Annotated in this window: 20 protein-coding genes and 1 riboswitch; of the genes, 19 read left to right on the top strand and 1 reads right to left on the bottom strand. The window is 62.6% G+C overall.

Annotated features, from left to right (window positions below):
- Positions 1 to 74 precede the first annotated feature (74 nt).
- A riboswitch (FMN riboswitch) is annotated at positions 75 to 230 on the top strand.
- A gap of 89 nt (positions 231 to 319) precedes the next feature.
- The 9 genes from pnuC to hisF all read left to right on the top strand — a co-directional run bounded on the left by pnuC (position 320) and on the right by hisF (position 6838).
- Positions 320 to 1024, top strand: coding sequence for a nicotinamide riboside transporter PnuC (gene pnuC, locus ACIQH5_RS11355; RefSeq protein ID WP_400403188.1), 705 nt, complete (start codon positions 320 to 322; stop codon positions 1022 to 1024).
- Positions 1021 to 2157, top strand: coding sequence for a bifunctional diaminohydroxyphosphoribosylaminopyrimidine deaminase/5-amino-6-(5-phosphoribosylamino)uracil reductase RibD (ribD, locus tag ACIQH5_RS11350; RefSeq protein WP_400403186.1), 1137 nt, complete (start codon positions 1021 to 1023; stop codon positions 2155 to 2157). Before pnuC ends, ribD begins: the two co-directional genes overlap by 4 nt.
- Positions 2157 to 2783: a riboflavin synthase gene (locus ACIQH5_RS11345; protein WP_400403184.1), complete on the top strand. Its 627-nt coding sequence runs from the start codon at positions 2157 to 2159 to the stop codon at positions 2781 to 2783. Before ribD ends, ACIQH5_RS11345 begins: the two co-directional genes overlap by 1 nt.
- Positions 2783 to 3478, top strand: coding sequence for a 3,4-dihydroxy-2-butanone-4-phosphate synthase (gene ribB, locus ACIQH5_RS11340; RefSeq protein ID WP_400403182.1), 696 nt, complete (start codon positions 2783 to 2785; stop codon positions 3476 to 3478). Before ACIQH5_RS11345 ends, ribB begins: the two co-directional genes overlap by 1 nt.
- A complete protein-coding gene (ribA, locus tag ACIQH5_RS11335) occupies positions 3475 to 4194 on the top strand; it encodes a GTP cyclohydrolase II (protein ID WP_400403179.1) in 720 nt (239 codons plus the stop codon). Before ribB ends, ribA begins: the two co-directional genes overlap by 4 nt.
- Positions 4195 to 4196: 2 nt before the next feature.
- Positions 4197 to 4682: a 6,7-dimethyl-8-ribityllumazine synthase gene (gene ribH / locus ACIQH5_RS11330; RefSeq protein ID WP_014921429.1), complete on the top strand. Its 486-nt coding sequence runs from the start codon at positions 4197 to 4199 to the stop codon at positions 4680 to 4682.
- Between the two features lie 107 nt (positions 4683 to 4789).
- Positions 4790 to 5053 carry a phosphoribosyl-ATP diphosphatase gene (locus ACIQH5_RS11325; RefSeq protein WP_018778638.1) on the top strand — a complete coding sequence of 88 codons (264 nt, stop codon included), beginning with the start codon at positions 4790 to 4792 and terminating at the stop codon, positions 5051 to 5053.
- 83 nt (positions 5054 to 5136) lie between these two features.
- Positions 5137 to 5997, top strand: a complete 861-nt coding sequence (hisG, locus tag ACIQH5_RS11320; RefSeq protein ID WP_062065953.1) for an ATP phosphoribosyltransferase — start codon at positions 5137 to 5139, stop codon at positions 5995 to 5997.
- A 64-nt stretch (positions 5998 to 6061) separates the two neighbouring features.
- Positions 6062 to 6838: an imidazole glycerol phosphate synthase subunit HisF gene (hisF, locus tag ACIQH5_RS11315; protein ID WP_400403174.1), complete on the top strand. Its 777-nt coding sequence runs from the start codon at positions 6062 to 6064 to the stop codon at positions 6836 to 6838.
- A gap of 76 nt (positions 6839 to 6914) precedes the next feature.
- Here the strand turns inward: hisF and ACIQH5_RS11310 are convergent, their stop codons facing one another.
- A complete protein-coding gene (locus tag ACIQH5_RS11310) occupies positions 6915 to 7559 on the bottom strand; it encodes a TIGR03085 family metal-binding protein (RefSeq protein WP_400403519.1) in 645 nt (214 codons plus the stop codon).
- Positions 7560 to 7648: 89 nt separating this feature from the next.
- Between ACIQH5_RS11310 and hisI the strand changes: the two genes are divergently transcribed.
- The 10 genes from hisI to ACIQH5_RS11260 all read left to right on the top strand — a co-directional run bounded on the left by hisI (position 7649) and on the right by ACIQH5_RS11260 (position 21338).
- Positions 7649 to 8065, top strand: coding sequence for a phosphoribosyl-AMP cyclohydrolase (gene hisI / locus ACIQH5_RS11305; RefSeq protein ID WP_400403172.1), 417 nt, complete (start codon positions 7649 to 7651; stop codon positions 8063 to 8065).
- 58 nt (positions 8066 to 8123) lie between these two features.
- The gene (locus ACIQH5_RS11300) at positions 8124 to 9707 is read left to right on the top strand and encodes an anthranilate synthase component I (protein ID WP_400403169.1); all 1584 of its coding nucleotides are present in this window, start codon (positions 8124 to 8126) and stop codon (positions 9705 to 9707) included.
- Positions 9704 to 10309, top strand: coding sequence for a Trp biosynthesis-associated membrane protein (locus ACIQH5_RS11295; protein ID WP_400403166.1), 606 nt, complete (start codon positions 9704 to 9706; stop codon positions 10307 to 10309). Before ACIQH5_RS11300 ends, ACIQH5_RS11295 begins: the two co-directional genes overlap by 4 nt.
- Before the next feature lie 133 nt (positions 10310 to 10442).
- Positions 10443 to 10715 carry an HGxxPAAW family protein gene (locus ACIQH5_RS11290; protein WP_024820583.1) on the top strand — a complete coding sequence of 91 codons (273 nt, stop codon included), beginning with the start codon at positions 10443 to 10445 and terminating at the stop codon, positions 10713 to 10715.
- 2 nt (positions 10716 to 10717) lie between these two features.
- Positions 10718 to 11536, top strand: a complete 819-nt coding sequence (gene trpC / locus ACIQH5_RS11285) for an indole-3-glycerol phosphate synthase TrpC (RefSeq protein WP_400403163.1) — start codon at positions 10718 to 10720, stop codon at positions 11534 to 11536.
- 114 nt (positions 11537 to 11650) lie between these two features.
- On the top strand, positions 11651 to 13027 hold the full coding sequence (trpB, locus tag ACIQH5_RS11280; protein ID WP_209760138.1) for a tryptophan synthase subunit beta: 1377 nt from the start codon (positions 11651 to 11653) through the stop codon (positions 13025 to 13027).
- On the top strand, positions 13027 to 13839 hold the full coding sequence (trpA, locus tag ACIQH5_RS11275) for a tryptophan synthase subunit alpha (RefSeq protein WP_062065929.1): 813 nt from the start codon (positions 13027 to 13029) through the stop codon (positions 13837 to 13839). The genes trpB and trpA overlap by 1 nt, the downstream gene beginning before the upstream one ends.
- A 21-nt stretch (positions 13840 to 13860) precedes the next feature.
- Positions 13861 to 15015, top strand: a complete 1155-nt coding sequence (gene lgt, locus ACIQH5_RS11270; RefSeq protein WP_400403159.1) for a prolipoprotein diacylglyceryl transferase — start codon at positions 13861 to 13863, stop codon at positions 15013 to 15015.
- 259 nt (positions 15016 to 15274) lie between these two features.
- Positions 15275 to 19888, top strand: coding sequence for a glutamate synthase large subunit (gltB, locus tag ACIQH5_RS11265; RefSeq protein ID WP_400403157.1), 4614 nt, complete (start codon positions 15275 to 15277; stop codon positions 19886 to 19888).
- Positions 19881 to 21338 (top strand): glutamate synthase subunit beta, encoded by a 1458-nt coding sequence (locus tag ACIQH5_RS11260; RefSeq protein WP_400403155.1) that lies wholly within the window; start codon positions 19881 to 19883, stop codon positions 21336 to 21338. Before gltB ends, ACIQH5_RS11260 begins: the two co-directional genes overlap by 8 nt.
- Positions 21339 to 21349 lie beyond the last annotated feature (11 nt).

The following is a 21349-nucleotide window of genomic DNA, read 5'->3' as shown; positions in this document are numbered from 1 at the left end:
CGTCACCACATGTTACGAAAATGGCCCGGGAATAGCCGGGCCATCTTTGTAGTTGTGGCAGAATAACAACACACATACGTGCTCCGGGGTCGGTGTAAGTCCGAACCGGCGGTTATAGTCCGCGACCCGCGAGCCATTGGCTTCCAAGAAATTGGATGTTCAGTGGCAGACGGTTGAACTGGTGAAATTCCGGTACCGACAGTTAAAGTCTGGATGGGAGAAGCACGTACAGTCATGCCTTGGGCGACGCTTTTGCGACGCCCGGCATTGCGCTGTCGTACACCCCCGGAGTCATCGCGGCTTACTGGGAAGGAACGGCATGGACTTACTGCGATGGCTCTTCGAAGCACAGATCCCCGTTGGAGGATCTGCTCTTGTCTTACGCGAAGTGCTTGGAAACATCTTTGGGCTACTCAGCGCCCTCGGCGGAATGCGCCGCAAAGTCTGGGCATGGCCAATCGGCATTGTTGGTAACATCCTCCTGCTCACGGTATTCCTGGGCAACGTCTTTGGTGCAGCAGCGCCGGCCACGCTGTGGGGACAGGCCTCGCGCCAGATCATGTTCATCGCTGTGGCCGTCTATGGCTGGTACCGCTGGCAGCAGGGCCGGCAATCGAGCACCCAAGGGCGGGCAATCGTCCCAGGCTGGGCCAGCACCAAGGTCCGAATAGCGCTGATAGGGGCCATGGTGGCCGGCACGGCGGCGTTGACGCCCCTGTTCGACTCACTGGGTTCCTACCCGCCCGTCTGGGCCGACGCCTGGACCTTTATGGGATCGCTGCTGGCAACATATGGCATGGCACGTGGTTGGACCGAATTTTGGCTGATCTGGGTGGCCGTTGACATTGTGGGCGTGCCGCTGCTGTTCAGTGCGGGCTACTACGCCAGCGCAGTGATGTATTTGTTCTACGGCTTCTTCACCCTGACCGGGTTCTTTGTGTGGTGGCGGGCCGAAAAGCGCGAACGCACCGGCCACGATGCCGGGCAGCCAGTGGCAGCCGTCTCCGCGGGAGCTGTCCAGTGAGCTTCACCAACACGCCCTATACCGCAGCAGAAACTACGGCCATGGAGGCCGCCCTGAAGGCTGCCCTTGCCGGTCCCCGGGGAGCCAACCCGTTGGTAGGGGCTGTCATCCTCAGTCCGCAGGGCGAGCAGTTGGCAACCGGCTACCACCGAGGCGCCGGAACGGCCCATGCTGAAGCCGATGCTATTTCCGAAGCCCGGAAGAAGGGCATCGACACCGCCGGAACCACCATGGTTGTCACTCTGGAGCCCTGCAACCACGTGGGTCGAACCGGGCCCTGCGCCCAAGCCATCATTGACGCGGGGATCGCGAGGGTGATTTACGCCGTCGATGATCCCCATGACCCCGCCGCAGGCGGTGCACGGACGCTCACCGCCGCCGGTGTTGAGGTCAGGTCCGGGCTGGAACGCGGGAAGGCGCTGGATCTGAACCGTGACTGGTTCGACGCCGTTGCGGCAAAGCGTCCGTTCGTTACCTTGCATATCGCCCAGACCCTGGACAGCAGAATTGCTGCTGTGGACGGCACCAGCCAGTGGATCTCCTGTCCGGAGTCGCTTGCCGACAATCACGGACTGCGGGGACTCATCGATGCAATCCTCGTGGGCACCGGCACAGTGCTGATCGACAACCCGCGCTTGACGGCCCGGGCACCCGACGGCGGGCTTGCCGCTCACCAGCCCCTACGGGTGGTCATGGGCCTTCGGGAAGTCCCTGCGGATGCTGCAGTCCGCGGAACTGACGGGCGTTTTGTCCACTTGCCAACCCGCGATCCTGCGGAAGCCTTGGACTCCCTGTTCGAAGAGGGAGTCCGGCACCTCATGGTGGAAGGCGGCTCCTCGATTCTGAGTACGTTCCTTGCAGCGGACTTGGTGGACGAACTGATCGTCTATCTAGCACCCACATTGCTCGGATCCGGAACTCCGGCACTCAACGACCTCGGTATCACCACACTGGCAGAGGCCCAGCGCTGGTCTTGGGACGACGCCGGTGGCGGCGCTGTCCGGGTTCTCGGCAACGACCTTCGGCTGCACCTGCGTTCCCCGCGGCGTGCCGCCAGCACCATCACGAATTCGGTTTCGCAGAATGTGGTTTCTCACAGTGAAGCTGCGGACCATCTCACAGGAGGAAACTGATGTTTACGGGAATCATTGCTGAGCAGGGCACTGTGCTGGGCATTGAACATGACGGCGATACCAGCGCAACACTGCGTCTCAAAGCTCCCACCACGGCGGAAGGATTGCCTTTGGGCGGTTCCATCGCCGTCAATGGGGTGTGCCTCACAGCCACTGAGATCGACGGCCAGGACTTCAGCGTGGATGTCATGGGCGAAACCTTGGTCCGGACCACCATCGGTGGGTTGGCGGCGGGCGATGCGGTCAACCTGGAACGCTGCGTACCCGCCGGCGGACGCCTGGACGGGCATGTCGTCCAGGGCCATGTGGACGGTGTTGGTGAGTTGCTGGAACGTGAGCCGCTGGGGAACTGGGACCGGCTCCGGTTTGGAGTGCCAGCCACGCTGGCGCGCTACATCGCCGAGAAGGGTTCGATCGCCGTCGACGGTGTCTCACTGACCGTGACCGCTGTCAGTCCTGCCGCCGAAGCGGCACCGTGGTTTGAAGTGGGGCTGATTCCCACCACGCTGGAAGAAACAGGCCTGGGTGCCAAAGAGGCAGGAGGCCGTGTGAACATCGAAGTTGATGTGCTGGCCAAGTACACCGAACGCCTTCTGTCCTTCGCGCCCCGGCAGGGAGGCAACTGATGAGCGCTCCTGCCAAGACGACTCCGGCCGGCGCGGGACGTACCGGGCTTGATCCTGTTGAATCGGCCATCGCTGCCATGGCCGCAGGCCAAGCCGTGATCGTGGTGGACAACGAGGATCGTGAGAACGAAGGCGACATCATCTTCGCCGCCGAACACGCAACCCCGGCCCTGATGGGTTGGACCATCCGCTATTCATCCGGCGTCATCTGCGTTCCCTTGGATGGAGAGCGTGCGGACGCCCTCATTCTGCCGCCCATGGTGGAGATCAACGAGGACGCCAAGGGTACCGCTTACACTGTTTCCTGCGATGCCGCGATCGGCGTCAGCACCGGAATCTCGGCCACTGACCGTGCGTTGACGGCCCGGATCCTGGCCGATCCAAGCAGCACTCCGGCCTCGATCACCCGCCCCGGGCATATTTTCCCGTTGCGGGCGGTTAACGGGGGAGTGCGTGAACGCCCAGGTCACACGGAGGCTGCTGTGGACCTGTGTCGTCTTGCCGGGCTGGCTCCGGTGGGCGTGATCGCAGAGTTGGTACATGACGACGGTGAAATGATGCGGCTGGACAGCCTGCGCGATTTCGCCGCTGAACATGGATGCCCCCTCATCTCCATCGAGGACCTGGTGTCATATGTTGAGGCGGTAGAGTCCCGGGCGGCACATGTTTCACAGGAGGACGAGGAGAAGCGATGACCGCATCGACCACACGCAGCAGTGACCACACTGGCCCCGGACCGCACCCAGTCAGCGGTGGGCCGATCGTGCAACTGCCTACGGCTTTTGGGGACTTCGTGGCACAGGCGTGGACGGACCTCGAGACCGGCCATGAGCACCTGGCCGTCAGTTCGCCCAACCCGCCCAAGGGAGGCCGCGCGCCGCTGGTACGGCTGCATTCGGAATGCCTGACCGGGGACGTGTTCGGTTCTTATCGCTGCGACTGCGGAGAGCAGTTGGCCTTTGCCCTGGAGCTCATCCATGCAGAGGGCGGGACACTGCTCTACCTGCGCGGCCAAGAGGGCAGGGGCATCGGGCTGGCCAACAAAATCAAGGCGTACGCGCTGCAGGAAGCCGGCTTTGACACCGTGGAGGCCAACGAGCAGCTCGGTTTGCCTGTGGACGCGCGTTCCTACACAGCGGCAGGCCAGATCCTCGCGGAAATGGGACTCCATGAGGTCCGGCTGCTGAGCAACAACCCCGACAAGCAAAACCGCCTTGCCCAAGCAGGAGTCACGGTTGTGGAGATGGTGCCCACCGAGGTGCCTTCCCGCGAACAGAACCTCCGCTATCTGCAGACCAAGAAAGACCGGATGGACCACAGGCTTGCCCTCGATGTCGAGCCTGTCAGCAACGGCAAGACGCCGGCACCCCACCCCTTTGACAACAACCAAGACCGAACGGATTCCCAGTAAACATGAGCGGACACGGCGCGCCCACTATTGACCTCACCACCCTCAACCCGGAGGAAACTTCCCAGTTGAAGCTCGCTATTGTGGCCGCGAGCTGGCACACACAGATCATGGATGGATTGGTTGACGGTGCGCTCCGCGCAGCCAAGGAAGCCGGCATCGCCGAACCGACGCTGCTCCGGGTTCCGGGCAGCTTTGAGCTTCCGGTTGCCGCCGCCAGGCTCGCGCCGCACTTTGACGCCGTCGTAGCCCTTGGTGTGGTCATCCGCGGCGGAACGCCGCACTTCGACTACGTCTGCCAGGCCGCGACGTCGGGCCTCACCGACGTCAGCGTTCGCACAGGAGTGCCGGTTGGTTTCGGCGTCCTCACCTGCGACACGGAGCAGCAGGGCATCGACCGGGCGGGCCTTCCGGGGTCCAAGGAAGACAAGGGCCACGAAGCAGTGACCGCTGCCCTTGCCACGGCTGTGACACTGAAGCAGTTCAGCTAGAAGCGCTTGCTATCGAAGGGGATGTGAGTGTGTCTTCACTCACATCCCCTTCGTCATGCAACGCCCCAACAAGCGGTGGTTGCCCCGGAGCAAGTAGTCTGGAGGGCGTGAAGAATTTCGAGACGCTGTTCGCAGAACTGAGTGAGAAAGCAGCGACCCGCCCGGCAGGTTCGCGCACGGTTGCCGAACTGGACTCCGGAATCCATGGCATCGGCAAGAAGGTGGTCGAAGAGGCCGCCGAAGTCTGGATGGCCGCAGAGTACGAATCGGACGAAGCCGCCGCTGAGGAGATCTCCCAGTTGCTGTACCACCTGCAGGTCCTCATGCTCGCCAAGGGCCTCAGCCTGGAAGACGTTTACAAGCATCTTTAGCCACGCCACTCCGCTTGCCTGTTGCGGAGCCCCCTGCGTGGCCAAGGTGCCTGAAAACCTCCATTCCAACAAGAAAGTCCCCAATGCTCCGTGTAGCAGTCCCCAATAAGGGATCCCTGTCCGAAGCCGCCTCGGCAATGTTGTCCGAGGCCGGCTACCGCCAGCGCCGCGACACCCGCGAACTGGTCATGGTTGACCCGGACAATGACATTGAATTCTTCTTCCTCCGCCCCCGCGACATCGCCGTGTACGTAGGTCAGGGAACCCTGGACGTCGGCATCACCGGCAGGGACCTCCTGCTCGACGCGAAGGTGGAAGCCGAGGAAATACTTCCACTGGGCTTTGCCCCGTCAACTTTCCGTTTCGCGGGTCCCGTTGGCGACTTTGCCGGCGTCGAACAGCTTGAAGGCAAGCGCCTCGCCACAAGCTACGACGCCCTGCTGCGTGATTACCTCGCCGAGCGCGGCGTCAATGCCAAGGTTGTCCGCCTTGACGGTGCCGTGGAATCCTCCGTGCGTCTCGGCGTTGCGGATGCTATTGCCGACGTCGTTGAAACCGGCAATACGCTAAAGGCCGCCGGCATGGAAATCTTTGGCGACCCCATCCTTAAATCCGAAGCCGTGCTGATCCGCCGCTCCGGTTCGGGTGGTGCGGCCAATGGAACCGCCAAGGAAATCGAAATCCTGATCCGCCGCCTGCAGGGTGTTCTTGTGGCACGCCAGTACGTGCTGATGGACTACGACATCCGGAAGGACCTGGTGGAAGCCGCAGCGGCCCTGACTCCGGGTCTGGAGTCACCCACGGTGTCGCCGTTGCGGGATTCCGAGTGGGTTGCCGTGCGGTCCATGGTTCCCAAGAAGGAAACCAACCGCATCATGGACGAGCTGTACGACCTCGGCGCGCGTGCCATCCTGGTCAGCAGCATCCACGCCTGCCGGATCTGATCCAGCGCAGCAAAATCATAACGCGCATCAACCTGCAGAGTTCAGAAATGTTTAGGAGCAGCACATGGCCGTAGCCGTACGCGTCATCCCTTGCCTGGATGTCGATGCAGGCCGCGTCGTCAAGGGCGTCAACTTCGAAGGCCTTCGCGACGCCGGTGATCCGGTGGAACTCGCTCACCGGTATGACAATGGCGGGGCTGACGAACTGACGTTCCTGGACGTCACGGCGTCCTCCGGTAACCGGGAAACCACGTTCGACGTCGTACGCCGCACCGCCGAGGAAGTGTTCATACCGCTGACCGTGGGCGGAGGCGTCCGCGGCGTGGCTGAGGTGGACAAGCTCCTGCGTTTCGGCGCGGACAAGGCGTCCATCAACACCGCTGCCGTTGCCCGGCCCGACGTCATTGATGAGATCACCCGTCACTTTGGCTCGCAGGTGCTGGTGCTCTCCGTGGATGCGCGCCGTACCCGCGACGGTGACCAACCGACGTCGTCGGGTTTTGAAGTAACCACCCACGGTGGCCGAACCGGTACCGGAATCGACGCCATCGCCTGGGCCAAAGAAGCAGCCGACCGGGGTGTGGGAGAAATCCTGCTCAACTCCATCGACGCCGACGGCACCAAGGACGGATTCGACCTCGAACTGATCCGTCTGGTTCGTGCCGCCGTGAACATTCCGATCATCGCTTCAGGCGGTGCCGGGGTGCCTGCGCATTTCCCGCCCGCCGTACAGGCAGGTGCGGACGCAGTACTGGCGGCGTCAGTGTTCCACTTTGGGCCGGACGACATGATCGCCCAGGTGAAGACCGCGATCCGCGAGGCGGGCTTCGAGGTTCGCTAACTGCCGAGCGTTAAAGCAGTAATGGAGGGTCACCGGCGCGGTGACCCTCCATTACTGCTTTAAAAGCTTCGAAAGGTTAGAGACCAATGTCCGCGGACTGCAACAGCGCGACGGCGTCCGGCTGGCCTTCGAAGGTGACCAGGGCCTGGCTGGTGCGGCCATGCGCGTGCATGAGCAGCTCGCCGGGCTCGCCAACGATTGCAACTGAGACGGGAGCGCGCTTGGCTACGTGCCGGGGGCCGGTGGGCCGCACAAGAACTATGCCGAGGTCCACGCCGCGGTAGAGGAAAGCAGCCCGTTTGATGAGTTCATCCCAGAGGGCGTCCGAATAGGCCTCATCCAGGGCCCGGGGAGCCCAACGGTCACCTGCTCGGCGAATGTCCTCGGTGTGCACAAAGTACTCAATGAGGTTTGACGTCTCATCCAGGGCTTTGATCTTCAACGGGGACAGCGCCGGAGGGCCCGCACGGAACGTTTTGACCAGCTCTGCGTAGGCATCCGAGCTTTTCAGCTTCTCTGCCAGCTTGGAGGTGGCCTTTTCGGAAGCCTTGCCCAAGCTGGGAATCAGGAGCCCCAAGCCAACGGCAATCTTCCGTTCCCGGAGGTATAAGTGCGCGGCAAGATCCCGGGTCAACCACCCTTCGCAGAGCGTGGGGGAGTCAGGCCCGGCCGCCAGCAGGGTTTCGGCCAGTACTTCTCGGGAAGGATCGACGAAATGCATCACTTGTGAAACTAGCACGATCGGAGCACTCTTGCGCACTGGAACCGCCGCAGAATCCGGCTCCCGTCAAAGGCACTAGACTTGATCTGATGTCAGAGCAGTCCGCCCCCAGCCCAACTCCTGCCGCGGAGCCCTCAAGCGACCCCGCGAGCCCTTTGCCGCAGGAGATCGCCAGCGCCCTGAAACGGGATTCTTCCGGCCTCGTCGCAGCAATCGTGCAACAACACGACACCCACGAGGTCCTCATGCTCGGCTGGATGGATGACGAAGCACTCCACCGCACCATGACGTCAGGCAGGGTCACGTTCTACTCCCGCTCCCGTCAAGAGTACTGGCGCAAGGGCGACACCTCCGGACACGTACAGTTCGTGAAGTCTGTTGCCCTTGACTGCGACGGCGATGCCCTTTTGATCCGTGTGGACCAGATCGGCGCAGCCTGCCACACCGGAACCCGGACCTGCTTCGATGGTCGCGACTTCACTGTCGTAACGGGCCACCGCGAATAAGGCACCCACCACTTTCCACTGACGCACCACCTCAGACAATAAGGCGGAGAACATAGCCATGCAGGACCTTGGAAGCATCAGCCCGGGCCTGGAAGAGTTCCGCGAACTCGCCGTCCACAGCCGTGTCATTCCTGTCCGACTCAAGGTTTTGGCGGACGCCGAGACCCCCATCGGCCTGTACCGGAAGCTGGCCAAAGGGCAACCGGGCACCTTCCTCTTGGAATCAGCGGCGGTTGGCGGCGCCTGGTCCCGCTACTCCTTCATTGGTTCCAAGTCACGCGCAACGCTGACCACCAAGGACGGGGAAGCTCACTGGATCGGACAGCCGCCTGTGGGCGTGCCGGTCTCCGGAAACCCGGTTGACGCTGTACGCGACACCATTGACGCACTGCAGACGGATCGCTTTGAAGGCTTGCCGCCGTTTACCTCCGGCCTGGTTGGTTTCCTGGGCTGGGAAGCCGTGCGCCACTGGGAGCGTCTGACGTCTCCGCCCGAGGACGACCTCCAGCTGCCGGAGATGGCACTGAACCTGGTCACCGATATGGCGGTGCACGACAATGTGGATGGCACGGTCCTCCTGATTGCCAATGCCATCAACTTTGATGACAGCACCGAGCGTGTGGATGATGCCTGGCACGACGCCGTAGCCCGGGTGAAGGGGCTGCTGGAACAGATCAGCACGCCTGTTGCCCAGCCCGTCTCCGTTCTTGAAACCGCCGCCTTGGACTTCGCATCCAGTGTCCAGGAACGCTGGGATGAATCGAAGTACTTGGAAGCGATCGACCGCGGCAAGGAAGCCATTGTTGACGGCGAAGTGTTCCAGGTAGTGATTTCCCGGCGCTTCGAGATGGAGTGCGCCGCGGACCCCCTGGATGTTTACCGCGTCCTGCGCAACACCAACCCCAGCCCGTACATGTACCTCTTCAGCCTGGAGGACGCAGACGGCCGGGAGTACTCGATCGTAGGCTCCTCGCCGGAAGCTTTGGTCACCGTCACCGGTGAGGAAGTCATCACCCACCCCATCGCCGGTTCGCGTCCCCGCGGCAAGACCGTGGAGGCGGACAAGGCGTTGGCAACCGAGCTGCTGGCCGACCAGAAAGAGCGCGCAGAGCACCTGATGCTGGTGGATCTCTCACGCAACGATCTCTCTAAGGTCTGCGTGGCCGGAACCGTGGACGTTACACAGTTCATGGAAGTGGAGCGGTTCAGCCACATCATGCACCTCGTGTCCACCGTGGTTGGCGAGCTGGCACCCCATGCCAAGGCCTACGACGTCCTCAAAGCCACGTTCCCGGCAGGCACTCTCTCCGGTGCACCCAAGCCGCGTGCACTGAGGCTGCTCGACGAACTCGAACCGCACCGCCGTGGCATCTATGGTGGCGTGGTTGGCTACCTGGACTTCGCCGGAGACATGGACATGGCCATCGCCATCCGGTCCGCGCTCCTCCGTGAAGGCCGCGCGTACGTTCAGGCCGGCGGTGGCATTGTGGCCGATTCCCATAAGCCCTCGGAAGCTCTCGAGACCGTGAACAAGGCAGCCGCGCCCCTTCGGGCCGTGCACACAGCCGGTTCGCTGCAGAACATTTCCGCGAACACCGTGCGTCACGTGGACGTATCCGACGACGGGACCCCGGCCTCATGAGCACGGCATCAGCAGCGCCTTCCGCGAGGCAGTCGCCGCGTTGGGCGCGAAAATCCACTCTTGTTCTAGCGACCACCATCCTTGCCCTGGCAGTTTTTGGAGCTACCACTCAGACTTGGATTGAGGTCCGGCTGGACCCCACTGGTGCTTCCAACAGTGACCTCCATGTCCAAGGAAGCAAGGCAGCCACCGCGGTCACGGCACTTGCCGTCGTCGCTCTGGCGGGCGGCTTGGCTGCATCCATCGCCGGAAAGATAGCGCGTTGGATCATCGCAGTCCTCATCGTTTTGTCCGCTGCGGGGATCATCCTCGCGGCGGTCACCGTGATACTTGATCCGCTGGGAGCCGCACAAGGTTCCATCGCCGCCGCCACGGGAGTCTCTGGCGGGCAGGCCGATGCTGCAGTGACGGTGTTCCCGGTGCTTGCCATCATTGCCGGGTCACTCCTGGCGGTCTGTGCTGTGGTTTTGCCGTTGGCGGGGCGCCACTGGACCTCGCGAACCAAGTATGACGCCGGGTCCCGGGGCAAGAAGAGCAGCAACGAACCAGTTGACGAGATCGACAGCTGGGACAGCCTCTCGCGCGGTGAAGACCCCACGTAGGCAGGCACATCGGACTTTCGAGTGGGCCCGGCGCAACAAAGCCGGACACCACGTGTCCCGACGTCCGGCGATGTCCCGGCCGTCGTCAATAAATGGCAGAATGTAAGCAGTATTCATCCTGAGGAGATTTCACATGAGCAAAACCACAGTGTCCGCAAACCAAGCTGAATCCACCATGGCCAGCCACGCTGACGCCATCGGCCACGGAAACAGCCCGGCTGCCTGGACCTGCGTACTTGTGATGCTGGTCGGCGCCCTGATTTCCTCCATCGCGTTTGTCATCGCCAGCACCCCGATCTTCGTCGGTGGACTGGTGGTCATGGTTATCGGCCTGATCGTGGGCTTCGTCATGCGCAAGGCAGGCTACGGAGTTGGCGGCAGCAAGCTGCAGAACAACGGTCACTAATCGTGACCGTTCTTGATGACATTATTGTTGGCGTCAAGGAGGACATGGAGGTCCGCCGCGGCCTCGTGTCCCCCGCGGAGCTGAAGAAACGCGCCGCCAACGCTGCTCCGGCCCGTGATGCATGGGCAGCCTTGGGCGGTCCGTCATCCATCCGCAACGACCTCAAAGTCATCGCCGAAATCAAGCGTCGCAGCCCTTCCAAGGGTGATCTCGCGTCCATCGCCGATCCCGCGTCGCTTGCGGTGCAGTATTCCGACGGCGGGGCTTCCGTGATCAGCGTCCTCACCGAACAGCGCCGCTTCGGCGGGTCCCTGGCGGACCTCGACGCCGTGCGCGCCGCCGTCGAAACGCCGTTGTTGCGCAAGGACTTCACTGTTGACGAGTACCAGATCTGGGAAGCCCGTGCCCATGGTGCTGACCTCATCCTGCTGATCGTCGCGGCGCTCTCCGACTCGGAGCTTGCTGACTTCAGTGCTCTGAGCCACGAGCTCGGCATGAACGTCCTGGTGGAAACGCATACCGAAGAAGAAATTGAGCGCGCAGTGGCAGCGCAGGCGAAGATCATTGGCATCAATGTCCGCAACCTCAAAACGCTCGACGTCGATCGTTCCGTTTTCGGATCATTGGCCGGTTTGATTCCGGCTGAGTCCGTGATCGTGGCCGAGTCCGGAGTCAGGGGTCCCGCGGACGTCGCGCACTATGCCGAAGGCGGCGCCAACGCCATCCTGGTGGGGGAGGCGCTGGTCAGCGACTCCACGCCGCGCGAACGCATTACCGAATTCAAGGCAGCCGGAGCTGCCGCCATCGCCGTCAGGAACTGAGGCAGTCACTGAAGCACGGCGAATAGTTGCAAGGCAGCCCGGGCATTAGCCTGCGGCTGCCTTGTGGCACGTGGAACTACCCAATGAACTAACTGGAACAGGACGGTGAGACTGATGGTCGACGCGCCAACAGCCGGCTCAGAAGAGAATGCGGCGGACGCATTCCTCCAAGGTGGCCCTTCGCTGCGGAATGCATCGGGGCCCTACTTTGGCAGCTATGGCGGACGCTGGATGCCCGAGTCGCTCATCGCCGCCCTGGACGAAGTCCAGGACACCTTTGAAAAAGCCAAAGCTGATCCCGATTTCATCGCGCAGCTCAAGGATCTCAACAAGAACTACTCCGGGAGGCCTTCGCTGCTGACCGAAGCCAAGCGCTTCTCCGAGCATGCCGGTGGGGCGCGCATCTTCCTCAAGCGCGAGGACCTCAACCACACTGGCTCCCACAAGATCAACAACGTCCTGGGCCAGGCACTGCTTGCCAAGCGCATGGGCAAGACCCGCGTCATCGCTGAGACAGGCGCCGGCCAGCATGGCGTAGCCAGCGCCACGGCCGCAGCCCTCCTGGGCCTCGAGTGCGTGGTCTACATGGGGGCCGAGGATTGCCGGCGACAGGCCTTGAACGTGGCCCGTATGCAGTTGCTGGGCGCAACGGTGGTTCCCGTGACCAACGGCTCGCAGACACTTAAAGACGCCATCAACGATGCCCTTCGGGATTGGGTCTCCAATGTGGAGCACACCCACTACCTGCTGGGTACCGCAGCCGGTGCGCATCCATTCCCTGCGATGGTGCGCTACTTCCACGAAGTGATCGGCGAGGAAGCCCGCAGCCAGATCCTTGAGCAAACCGGTAAGCTTCCCGACGCCATTGCGGCTTGTATCGGTGGAGGCTCCAACGCGATCGGCCTCTTCCACGCGTTCCTGGATGACGCATCAGTGAAGATCTACGGCTTTGAAGCCGGAGGCGAAGGCGTGGAGACGGGCCGCCACGCAGCAGCCATCTCCCTGGGCCGCCCGGGCGTCCTTCACGGCGCCCGTTCGTACCTGATGCAGGACGAAGACGGCCAGACCATTGAGTCGCACTCTATCTCCGCCGGCTTGGACTACCCCAGCGTTGGTCCGGAGCACTCCTACCTGGCTGACATTGGCCGCGTCACGTATGAGGCCGTAACCGACACCGAGGCCATGGATGCGTTCAGCCTTCTCTGCCGGACCGAGGGCATCATCCCGGCCATCGAGTCCTCGCATGCTCTGGCAGGTGCCATCAAGATTGGTCACCGGCTCACGGAGGGCAAGGAGAACCCCTCGGACGTCACGGTGATCGTCAACCTGTCCGGGCGTGGCGACAAGGACGTGGAGACCGCCGCTGCCTGGTTCAACATGTTGGACGAGGAAGGGCACGTCAAGGGCACCACGCTGTCCACGCGGAAGCCCAAGGGCCCAACGGAGCGCACCAACGAAGCAGCCGTGGATGTCAACGAGGACCAGAACTGATGACTGAAGAATTCGCCAGCAAATCCGCAGCCGCCATTGACCGCGCAAAGGCAGAAGGTCGCGCCGCCCTGGTGGGCTACCTTCCCGCGGGCTACCCCACGGTCCAGGAGAGCATTGAGGCCGGTATAGCCCTGGCCCGCAATGGCGCTGACCTGATCGAAATCGGCATCCCGTACTCCGATCCTGTGATGGACGGCCCCGTCATTCAGGCCGCCACCACCGAAGCGATTTCCAACGGCTTCCGAGTTGCCAACGTCTTTGACGTGGTTGCAGGAATCACGGCCGTTACGGATGCTGCGGTTCTGGTCATGACGTACTGGAACCCGGTCATGCGCATGGGCGTGGATGAGTTTTCCCGCCGCCTGGCCGAGGCCGGGGGAGCAGGGCTTATTACCCCTGACTTGGTTCCTGACGAGGCTCATGAGTGGATCGAAGCCTCCAACAAGTACGGCTTGGACCGGGTGTTCCTTGTGGCACCGTCGTCCACCCCGGAGCGGCTGGACATGACCGTCAAGGCAAGCCGTGGATTCGTCTACGCTGTCTCCATCATGGGTGTCACCGGAACGCGTACCTCCGTCAGCAGCAGTGCAGAAAGCGTGGTGGCCCGTGCCCACGCGGCCGGCGCCGAGCGTGTTTGTGTCGGATTGGGCGTCTCCAACCCGGATCACGTGCGTGAAATCGCTGCCTATGCGGACGGCGTGATCGTCGGCACCGCTTTGGTGGCGGCCCTCCGCGATGGCGGCGTGGACGCCGTCGGACAACTCACCAAGAACCTCAGCGCCGGCCTGGGCCGCGCAGCTGCAGAAGCCTAGGAAAAGGAAACAGCGAAGCGAATGCAGACCGTCCTCCACGCTGCGGCAATGGTCCCCTTGAGTATCCCGAGCCCATCGTGGTCCGGTTTCGACATTCCGCTGCCGTGGGGGACGTTACGCATTCACGCTTACGCCCTCTGCATCCTGGCGGGCATCATTGTTGGCCTGTGGCTGACCTCGGCACGTTGGAAGCGCCGCGGGGCGCCTGAAGGCAGCCTGTGGGATATTGCCATCTGGGCGATTCCCTTCGGCATCATCGGTGGCCGTCTCTACCACGTGTTCTCTTCTCCGGATGCGTACTTCGGTCCGGGCTTTGACGGCACCGGGGACCTCTCGCTGATTCCGCAGATCCAGCGCGGTGGGCTTGGCATCTGGGGTGCGGTGATCCTCGGCGCCGTGGGCGCGTGGATCGGTTGCCGCCGTGCCGGCCTGAAGCTGACAGCCTTCCTGGACGCAGCTGCCCCCGGGCTCCTGCTGGCCCAGGCAATCGGCCGTCTGGGGAACTGGTTCAACCAGGAACTTTTTGGCGCGCCCACCACCCTGCCATGGGGGCTGGAGATTGATCCTGCCAACGCGAACTTCCCGCCGGACATGGCTGCTGGCACACTCTTCCACCCCACGTTCCTCTACGAGATGCTGTGGAACCTCGCAGGAGTGGCCATCCTCTTGCTGCTGGACAAGAAGTTCAACTTCCGCTGGGGCCGGCTCTTCTGGCTCTACGCCGTGTACTACACCCTGGGCCGCGTCTGGATTGAGGCTCTGCGCATTGATGATGCCGAACAGATCAACCTGTTTGGCATCACCACCAGGCTCAATGTGTGGACCAGCATCTTCGTGTTCCTCGCGGCGCTGGCCATCTTCTTCCTCCTTGGCAGGAAGGGTCGCCCAGTCCCTGATACCCCTTATTTGGCGGGGCGCGAGCCGGAAGAAACCAAGGAAAAAGTGCCCGCTTCGGTGACCAGCGTCACCAGTCATGATGTGGACGCATCTGTCTCAGATACTGGTTCGCGTGGTAATCTCCCTGATAACCAAAGCGATTCGGGCCACGTTGACGAGCCGCGGGAAACAGCAGGGAAGCCGGAAAAGGACAGTGTGTCCTCTACGGATTCCACATCTGCTGAACCTGCCGCAAGGAAGGCCCCCGAATCCACACCGAAGGCAGACGACACCAAGTAGTCGCGTTCGGTAAAGGGGCAACAGAGTCACCGCTCGTAGGGCCCAGTCCACAGCGTCGTGGCACCCCGGAAACCGGATCGCAGCATACCGATGTTCACTGGTCAAGCCGGGGCCAGAGGTCTGCGTAACTGTTCGTTGCGCTGGATCGGCTGGCCTACAATTCCAATTACTAGCGCTTTGTTGTGCCCGTCACAGGGCAGGCAAGGTGGGGCCAACGTTGTCCCTTCCATACGCACGATTCCGAGGAAGGACGTCTCCCATGACCCATCTTCATAACCCCGGTTGGTCCGAAAATATCGAACCTCAGGGTGCCATGTCTCCATTCAAGCGCTTTGCCGCGCTCCCGGAGGCTCAGGGTCTTTACAACCCTGACAAGGAGAAGGACGCCTGCGGCCTGGCTATTATTGCCACGCTCCGCGGGGAACCGGGATACGACATCGTGGAAGCGGCTCTGACTGCTCTCCGCAATCTCGAACACCGCGGCGCCGTGGGCGCCGATGAAGGTACCGGCGACGGTGCGGGACTGCTCATGCAGGTTCCGGACGAGTTCTTCCGGGCCGTCACCGAATTCGAACTTCCTGCCCCGGGCCAGTATGTGGTGGGCACTGCCTTCCTTCCCGCTGAATCCCGCGAAGCAGAGACGGCAAAGGCCGGCATTGAAGCGCTTGCAGCTGACGAGGGCCTGACGGTTCTCGGCTGGCGTGAAGTTCCCGTGGTCGCAGACCTCGTAGGTGCCATGGCGCGGGCCTGCATGCCGTACTTCTCGCAGCCGTTCTTCGCCTCCGCCACCGGTGAGCAGCTGGAGTCCAACGAGCTGGACTCCCGTGCATGGCGTATCCGCAAGCGGGCCCAGAACAAGTTCGGTGTGTACTTCCCGTCGCTGTCCTCGCGCACCATTGTGTACAAGGGCATGCTGACCACCGCCCAGCTGGAGCCGTTCTACCCGGACCTCTCGGACAAGCGCTTCAAGACGAAGCTTGCAATCGTCCACTCGCGCTTCTCCACCAACACGTTCCCGTCGTGGCCGTTGGCACAGCCTTTCCGCACCATCGCCCACAACGGCGAGATCAACACGGTCAAGGGCAACCGCAACTGGATGCGTGCCCGCCAGTCGCAGCTGGCCAGCCCGCTGCTTGGCTCAGTCCCCGAAGAGCTGTATCCGATCTGTACCCCCGGTGCCTCGGACTCGGCGTCCTTCGACGAAGTAGCCGAGCTCCTCTGGCTGTCCGGCCGCCCCATCACGCACTCCATCATGATGATGATCCCGGAAGCGTGGGAGAACCACGCCACCATGGATCCCGCACGCCGTGCGTTCTACGAGTACCACTCCCTGCTCATGGAGCCCTGGGATGGTCCTGCAGCTGTCTCTTTCACCGACGGCAGCCTCGTTGGCGCCACCCTGGACCGCAATGGCCTGCGGCCGGGACGTTACTGGATCACCGAAGACGGCCTCATCATCTTCGCCTCCGAAGTTGGCGTGATCGAGGTTGAGCCTTCCAACGTGGTCAAGAAGGGCCGCGTTGCCCCGGGCAAGATGTTCCTGGTGGACACCGAAGCGGGCCGTATCATTGACGACGCCGAGGTCAAGGCCGAGGTTGCTGCTGCCAACCCCTGGGCCGAGTGGCTCAAGGACAACCTGATCGACATCAATGAGCTCCCCGAGCGCGAGCACGTGGTTCACACCGCAGCATCGGTGAACATTCGTCAGCGGACCTTCGGCTACACCACCGAAGAACTGAAGATCCTGCTGGGGCCGATGTCCCGCACAGGTGCAGAGCCTTTGGGTGCCATGGGTTCAGACACTCCCGTTGCTGTGCTTTCCAAGCGACCGCGCTTGCTGTTCGACTACTTTGTGCAGTCTTTCGCCCAGGTCACCAACCCGCCGCTTGACGCCATCCGCGAAGAGTTGGTTACCTCGCTGAAATGCGCCATTGGGCCCAACGGCAACCTGTTGGACGGCAAGCAGGTCCGTCAGCCGCAGATCTCCCTGCCGTTCCCGGTGATCAACAACGATCAGCTCGCCAAGATCGCGAACATCGAAACCCCCGACGGCGATCGCATCGCCATGAAGGTCCGTGGCCTCTACCGCCCCGAGGGTGGGGAAGCTGCACTTCGTGCACGGCTGACCGAGATCTGCGAGCAGGTCTCCGGTGCGATCAACCGCGGTGTGCAGTACGTTGTGCTGTCCGACCGTGACTCCAACGCGCAGTGGGCTCCGATTCCTTCGCTCCTGCTGGTCAGCGCCGTTCACCACCACCTGCTCCGCAGTGCCAACCGCACCAAGACCGCCCTGGTGGTTGAGGCAGGCGACGTCCGCGAGACGCACCACGTGGCAGTACTCATCGGTTACGGTGCATCCGCCGTCAACCCGTACCTGGCCATGGAATCGGTGGAACAGCTGATCTCCAACGGCGACGTCACAGGCGTCACTGCCGAAGACGGCGTTTATAACCTCATCAAGGGCCTCGGCAAGGGTGTCCTGAAGATCATGTCCAAGATGGGCATTTCCACTGTGGCTTCCTACACGGGCGCCCAGACCTTCGAAGCACTGGGCCTGTCCCAGGAACTCGTTGACGAATTCTTCTCCGGCACGCACTCCCAGCTGGGCGGCGTCGGTCTGGACGTCATTGCAGCCGAAGTTTCGGCCCGCCACCAGATGGCGTACCCGGAAGGCGGCATCGAGCACCCGCACCAGCCGTTGCTGGGCGGCGGCGAGTATCAGTGGCGCCGCGACGGCGAACCGCACCTCTTCAACCCGGAGACAGTGTTCCGCTTGCAGCACGCTACGCGCGAACGCCGCTACGACATTTTCAAGTCCTACACCAAGGGCATTGACGATCAGTCCGAGAACCTGATGACCCTGCGTGGGCTTCTCAAGTTCAAGGACGGGGTCCGTCCGGCCGTTCCGCTCGAAGAAGTGGAACCCGTTTCCAGCATCGTCAAGCGTTTCTCCACGGGCGCCATGAGTTACGGCTCCATTTCCAAGGAAGCCCACGAGACCCTCGCGATCGCCATGAACCGTTTGGGCGCCAAGTCCAACACCGGTGAGGGTGGCGAGGACGTTGACCGCCTGCTGGATCCGGAGCGCCGCTCAGCCATCAAGCAGATCGCTTCCGGCCGCTTCGGTGTCACCAGTTTGTACCTGACCAACGCCGACGACATCCAGATCAAGATGGCCCAGGGTGCCAAGCCCGGCGAAGGCGGCCAGCTGATGGCACAGAAGGTCTACCCCTGGGTGGCCCGGACGCGTCACTCAACACCGGGCGTCGGACTCATTTCCCCGCCCCCGCACCACGACATCTACTCGATCGAAGACCTCGCGCAGCTCATCTACGATGCCAAGCGCGCCAACCCTTCGGCACGAGTCCACGTGAAGTTGGTTTCGGAAGTCGGGATCGGCACGGTGGCGTCCGGCGTCACCAAGGCGAAGGCCGACGTCGTACTTGTTTCAGGTCACGACGGCGGTACCGGCGCCTCGCCGCTGAACTCGCTCAAGCACGCGGGTGTGCCGTGGGAACTTGGCCTCGCCGAGACCCAGCAGACCCTGATGCTCAACGGTCTCCGTGACCGTGTGGTGGTTCAGGTTGACGGCCAGCTCAAGACCGGCCGCGACGTTGTCATTGCCGCCCTTTTGGGTGGCGAAGAGTACGGCTTCGCGACTGCTCCGTTGGTTGTCTCCGGCTGCATCATGATGCGCGTCTGCCACTTGGACACCTGCCCCGTCGGTGTTGCCACGCAAAACCCTGAGCTTCGCTCCAGGTTCAACGGCAAGCCCGAGTTCGTGGTCAACTTCTTCGAGTTCCTCGCAGAGGAAGTCCGGGAAATTCTGGCCGAGCTCGGTTTCCGCAGCCTGGAAGAGGCAATCGGCCACGCCGAGGTTCTGGACACCCGCGAAGCGATCAACCACTGGAAGGCCGAAGGGCTGGATCTGGACCCCATCCTGCACGGGCTGGAGTTCGACGACGACGTGCCGCTGCGCAACATGACCGGTCAGAACCACGAGCTGGACAAGCACTTTGACCAGCGGCTGATCACCATGGCCCAGGAAGCGCTCAGCGACCGCATGCCGGTGAAGATCACCCTGGACGTCATCAACACGGACCGTTCCGTAGGCACGATGCTTGGCCACGTGGTGACCAAGACATTCGGCATTGATGTCTTGGCCACTGACACGATCGACGTCACGCTCAATGGCACCGCGGGCCAGTCGCTTGGTGCGTTCCTGCCTGCCGGCATCACGCTGCGCATGTTCGGCGACTCCAACGACTACGTCGGTAAGGGTTTGTCCGGCGGACGGATCATTGTCCGCCCGGACCGGACCAACGTGTTCCAGGCTGAGCGGAACGTCATTGCCGGCAACGTCATTGGTTACGGTGCCACCAGCGGTGAAATGTTCCTCCGTGGCCAGGTCGGCGAACGGTTCCTGGTGCGCAACTCCGGTGCCACCGCCGTCGTCGAAGGTATTGGCGATCACGGGTGCGAGTACATGACCGGTGGCCAGACGCTCATCATCGGCCGCACCGGCCGCAACTTCGGTGCCGGCATGTCCGGTGGAACGGCCTATGTGCTGGACCTGCAGCCTGAGCGCGTCAACAAGATGGCCCTTGATACCGGTGAACTCCAGCTCCTGGAGCTCGACGCCGAGGACCGCGACATTGTTCACGGCCTGCTTACCAAGCACGTTGAGGAAACCGAATCCGTCCTGGCCGGCCGTCTGCTCGAGAACTTCGACGACACCGCCGCCCGCATCACCAAAGTGCTGCCGCGCGATTACGCCGCAGTCCTGCAAACCCGTCTCGACGCCATCGAAGAGGGCCTTGACCCCGATGGCGAAGAAGTATGGTCTCGAATCCTGGAGGTAACCGGTGGCTGATCCACGCGGATTTCTGAAAGTCCGGCAGCGCGAAACGCAGCCACGCCGTCCCGTTCCTGTCCGCATCATGGACTGGAAAGAAGTGTACGAAGCCCAGGAAAAGGGCGTCCTGAAGAGCCAGGCCGGCCGCTGCATGGACTGCGGTGTTCCGTTCTGTCACCAGGGCTGCCCGCTGGGAAACCTCATTCCAGAGTGGAACGACCTCGTGTGGCGGGACAAGGGTGAAGAAGCGATTGAGCGCCTTCACGCTACGAATAACTTCCCGGAGTTCACCGGCCGTCTGTGCCCTGCACCCTGCGAAGCGTCCTGTGTGCTTGGCATCAACCAGCCCGCGGTGACCATCAAGCAGGTTGAGGTTTCGATCATCGATCAGGCCTTCGACAACGACTGGGTCCAGCCCCTTCCGCCGACGCGCCTCACCGGCAAGACCGTGGCTGTGGTCGGTTCCGGTCCCGCAGGCCTTGCCGTGGCACAACAGCTGACCCGTGTGGGCCACACTGTTGCCGTGTACGAGCGCGACGACAAGATCGGCGGCCTGCTCCGCTACGGGATCCCCGACTTCAAAATGGAGAAGGAACAAGTTGACCGCCGCCTGGAGCAGATGAAGGCCGAAGGCACCCGCTTCCGGACCGGCGTGGCTGTGGGTACGGATGTCACTTGGGAGCAGCTGCGCCGCCGTTACGACGCCGTTGTTGTGGCCACTGGCGCCACCGTGCCTCGTGACCTGCCCATCCCGGGCCGTGACCTTGAAGGTGTCCACTTCGCCATGGATTACCTGGTTCCTTCGAACCGTATGGTGGCGGGGGAGAACCCCGAAAACCACATCGATGCCCGCGGCAAGCACGTTGTCATCCTCGGTGGTGGCGATACCGGTGCCGACTGCATCGGCACCGCCCACCGCCACCAGGCTGCATCGGTGACCACTCTCGCGATCGGCAAGCAGCCGCCCGCCGAGCGTGCCACCCACCAGCCGTGGCCCACGTTCCCCACCCTGTTCGAGGTCGCCAGCGCCCACGAAGAAGGCGGCGAGCGTACATACCTTGCATCAACCGTTGAGTTCGTTGGAGAAAACGGCAAGCTCACCGGCGTCAAAGTTGCTGAAACCGAGTTCGCGGACGGCAAACGCCTGCCCAAGGCCGGTACAGAACGAATCATTCCAGCTGACCTTGTGTTCTTGAGCCTTGGCTTTACCGGTGCTGAGCCGGCAGGTATCACAGAGCAGGTCAGTGCAGAATTCGACGGTCGGGGCAACGTTGCCCGCGACGGCTACTACATGACGAACACTGAGGGAGTGTTTGTTGCCGGTGATGCCGGACGTGGCCAGTCACTGATTGTGTGGGCCATTGCGGAAGGCCGTGCGTGCGCGGCTGCAGTGGACAGGTTCCTGATGGGAAGCACCATCCTCCCGGCACCGGTCGCCCCCACCGACCGGGCGATAGCGGTCTTATAGCGCCGGCAGGA

This window comes from Paenarthrobacter sp. NPDC091711 (assembly GCF_044756605.1).
Taxonomy (GTDB): Bacteria; Actinomycetota; Actinomycetes; order Actinomycetales; family Micrococcaceae; genus Arthrobacter.
Note: the sequence above shows the minus strand (reverse complement) of the source record. Positions and strands in the feature narration are given on the sequence as shown.

What these genes read in the sequence shown, in the direction of transcription:
- pnuC (WP_400403188.1), top strand. Translation starts at nt 320, where the DNA reads ATGGACTTACTGCGATGGCTCTTCGAAGCACAGATCCCCGTTGGAGGA.
- ACIQH5_RS11345 (WP_400403184.1), top strand. Translation starts at nt 2,157, where the DNA reads ATGTTTACGGGAATCATTGCTGAGCAGGGCACTGTGCTGGGCATTGAA.
- ribB (WP_400403182.1), top strand. Translation starts at nt 2,783, where the DNA reads ATGAGCGCTCCTGCCAAGACGACTCCGGCCGGCGCGGGACGTACCGGG.
- ribA (WP_400403179.1), top strand. Translation starts at nt 3,475, where the DNA reads ATGACCGCATCGACCACACGCAGCAGTGACCACACTGGCCCCGGACCG.
- ribH (WP_014921429.1), top strand. Translation starts at nt 4,197, where the DNA reads ATGAGCGGACACGGCGCGCCCACTATTGACCTCACCACCCTCAACCCG.
- hisG (WP_062065953.1), top strand. Translation starts at nt 5,137, where the DNA reads ATGCTCCGTGTAGCAGTCCCCAATAAGGGATCCCTGTCCGAAGCCGCC.
- hisF (WP_400403174.1), top strand. Translation starts at nt 6,062, where the DNA reads ATGGCCGTAGCCGTACGCGTCATCCCTTGCCTGGATGTCGATGCAGGC.
- ACIQH5_RS11310 (WP_400403519.1), bottom strand. Translation starts at nt 7,559, where the DNA reads ATGCATTTCGTCGATCCTTCCCGAGAAGTACTGGCCGAAACCCTGCTG.
- hisI (WP_400403172.1), top strand. Translation starts at nt 7,649, where the DNA reads ATGTCAGAGCAGTCCGCCCCCAGCCCAACTCCTGCCGCGGAGCCCTCA.
- ACIQH5_RS11300 (WP_400403169.1), top strand. Translation starts at nt 8,124, where the DNA reads ATGCAGGACCTTGGAAGCATCAGCCCGGGCCTGGAAGAGTTCCGCGAA.
- ACIQH5_RS11295 (WP_400403166.1), top strand. Translation starts at nt 9,704, where the DNA reads ATGAGCACGGCATCAGCAGCGCCTTCCGCGAGGCAGTCGCCGCGTTGG.
- ACIQH5_RS11290 (WP_024820583.1), top strand. Translation starts at nt 10,443, where the DNA reads ATGAGCAAAACCACAGTGTCCGCAAACCAAGCTGAATCCACCATGGCC.
- trpB (WP_209760138.1), top strand. Translation starts at nt 11,651, where the DNA reads ATGGTCGACGCGCCAACAGCCGGCTCAGAAGAGAATGCGGCGGACGCA.
- trpA (WP_062065929.1), top strand. Translation starts at nt 13,027, where the DNA reads ATGACTGAAGAATTCGCCAGCAAATCCGCAGCCGCCATTGACCGCGCA.
- lgt (WP_400403159.1), top strand. Translation starts at nt 13,861, where the DNA reads ATGCAGACCGTCCTCCACGCTGCGGCAATGGTCCCCTTGAGTATCCCG.
- gltB (WP_400403157.1), top strand. Translation starts at nt 15,275, where the DNA reads ATGACCCATCTTCATAACCCCGGTTGGTCCGAAAATATCGAACCTCAG.